Annotated in this window: 2 protein-coding genes and 1 pseudogene; all 3 read left to right on the top strand. The window is 68.6% G+C overall.

The features are described 5' to 3' along the window. Positions 1-454, top strand: a pseudogene (locus ACIBJF_RS53140) (hypothetical protein); the annotation flags it as partial. A gap of 129 nt (positions 455-583) precedes the next feature. Next, positions 584-1,276, top strand: coding sequence for a lysophospholipid acyltransferase family protein (locus tag ACIBJF_RS53135; RefSeq protein ID WP_399185073.1), 693 nt, complete (start codon positions 584-586; stop codon positions 1,274-1,276). A gap of 14 nt (positions 1,277-1,290) precedes the next feature. Continuing rightward, positions 1,291-1,932, top strand: coding sequence for a hypothetical protein (locus ACIBJF_RS53130; protein WP_399185074.1), 642 nt, complete (start codon positions 1,291-1,293; stop codon positions 1,930-1,932). Positions 1,933-2,073: the final 141 nt, after the last annotated feature.

Below are 2,073 nucleotides of genomic sequence, written 5' to 3'. Positions count from 1 at the left end.
GGGTTCTGCCGCGGCGCTGCCCACTCCTCCGGCGATGCCCGCCGAGCTGGCCGCAGGCATCCTCGGGACGGCGTCCATCGAGTGCAAGCTCATCGCCGAGCTTCACGAGGTGTACGGTCTGCGTGCGCCTGGAACCGCTCGGCAGCGTGCCGCACTGTATCTCGCGGAGTGGACGGAGGGGCGCGGCCTGAACCTCACGAAGCCGACCTCCGCGGTCAGTCTCATGCTCGGCGTCCGGCTGAGGAAGGAACTACGCCGACGGCTGCTCACGCTCGCCGTCCGCAAGATTCCCATGCTGACGCCCTTCATGGTCGGCGCGGCCTTCGGCGCCCTGCTGAACCACTACGACACCACAAGGCTTGCCCGGCGCATCCGTGGCGACCTGCGCGCACGTCAGGTCCCCTGGCAGGCGGTGGCCGGGCAGGAGTCGGCACACCCGGGTGCCGACTCCTGAGCGACCGCCATTCGGTTCAAGGACTCGCTTTCCGCCGTGTCGCACGGCGTTCGCGGACACGCGAGCGCGCCCCGGGCCCGCTGGGGATGACCTCATGAACGGGGGTCGATCGGCAGTTGGGAGCCGCCCATGTTCTATTACGTGCTGAAGCACCTCCTGCTGGGACCGTTGCTGCGGCTGCTGTTCCGACCGCGGGCAGAGGGGCTTGAGCACGTTCCGGGCCACGGCGCGGCGATCGTCGCCGGCAATCACCTGTCCTTCGCGGACCCCCTCCTCATGCCCGCGGTCCTGAAACGACGCATCACGTTCCTGGCCAAGGCCGAGTACTTCACGATGCCGGGTCTCAGGGGTCGACTGACCGCGCTCGTTCTCCGCGGTGCCGGGCAGATTTCGGTGGACAGGTCGGGACGGGCCGCGGGGCTGGCGGCGATCCGGGAGGGGTTGGAGGTACTGGCGAAGGGAGACCTACTCGCGATCTATCCGGAGGGCACGCGTTCCCCCGACGGCCGCCTGTACAAGGGCAAGGTCGGGGTGGCCGTGATGGCGCTGGCCGCGCACGTTCCGGTGATTCCGTGCGCGATGGTGGGAACCTTCGAGATCCGGTCTCCCGGTCGTGTCCTGCCGAGGCTCCGGCCGGTCGCGATCCGTTTCGGGCAACCGCTGGACTTCTCACGCTTTGCGGGGATGGAGCAGCACAAGACGGTACTGCGGGCCGTCACCGACGAGATCATGTACGCGATCTTGCGGCTTTCGGGCCAGGAGTACGTGGATCGGTACGCGGCCGACGTGAAGGCGGGACAGCTGACGGTGCTGCGCAGCTGAGGTTTCGCCATCCCTTGGCTGCGATCCGGTGCGGACGGTCGTCCGTTGCAAACGAGCACCACGGTCGCCCTTCCGGCCCGGCCGCCGAGCAACGGGCCGAAGACCGGGAACTGTTCGCGCGGCTCCAAGCCGACGAGTTCAGGCAGGGCCCTCACCTCGACGTGCTACGGGACCGGCTCTGGCGATACGGATGGAACGTGCTGCGGTCCTGGACGATAGACGGCTCGATCATCGCCCGGTGCCATGAGCGCCACGTCCGCTTCCCGTCGCCGTACACCGAAGTCGAGGAGATCATGCGCCGGGCGGACGTCCGCGTGGTCGCGCAGAACTCGCAGCGCCTCGAGCAACGCCTTCCTGCCATCCATGCGTACTTCCCCGCCCTCGTTCCGCTGAATGCTGGTGACGACGGTAGGAGCCGCCCCGCGAGGCACGGGGCCGAACCCCGGAAAGATCACAGCGTCCGGTTCATGGCTACGAGACAGAAGCGGGACGTCGACCCCGTACATGGCAGTGGAAGCCCTGCGAACAGCCCTGACAAGGTGGGGGTCGTCTTCCCGTCCCTGCGCGTCGATCCCGCATCGCCCGTGCTGAAGCTCGTTGAACTGGGACGGGTTCGCGCCGACGTGGCCGAGCGCCTGGCGTACGCGCTGCGGTGAGGGGCCGCGAGTGAGGGCTGAGGAACAGCGGCCGGAGGGCACCCTGGCTCGCGCCCTCAGCCAGCCAGGGCGTCGCCCTGCGGGCCTCGGTCAGCATCTTGTCGAGCTGAGCCGGACCACACGTCAGCTTCTCGCCACCCG

This window comes from Streptomyces sp. NPDC050743 (genome assembly GCF_044456925.1).
In the GTDB taxonomy this organism is placed as follows: Bacteria; Actinomycetota; Actinomycetes; order Streptomycetales; family Streptomycetaceae; genus Streptomyces.
This window is presented reverse-complemented; position numbering and strand designations above follow the sequence as displayed.

Excerpts from the sequence above, each read along its gene's own strand:
- ACIBJF_RS53135 (WP_399185073.1), top strand. The coding sequence starts at position 584 with ATGTTCTATTACGTGCTGAAGCACCTCCTGCTGGGACCGTTGCTGCGG.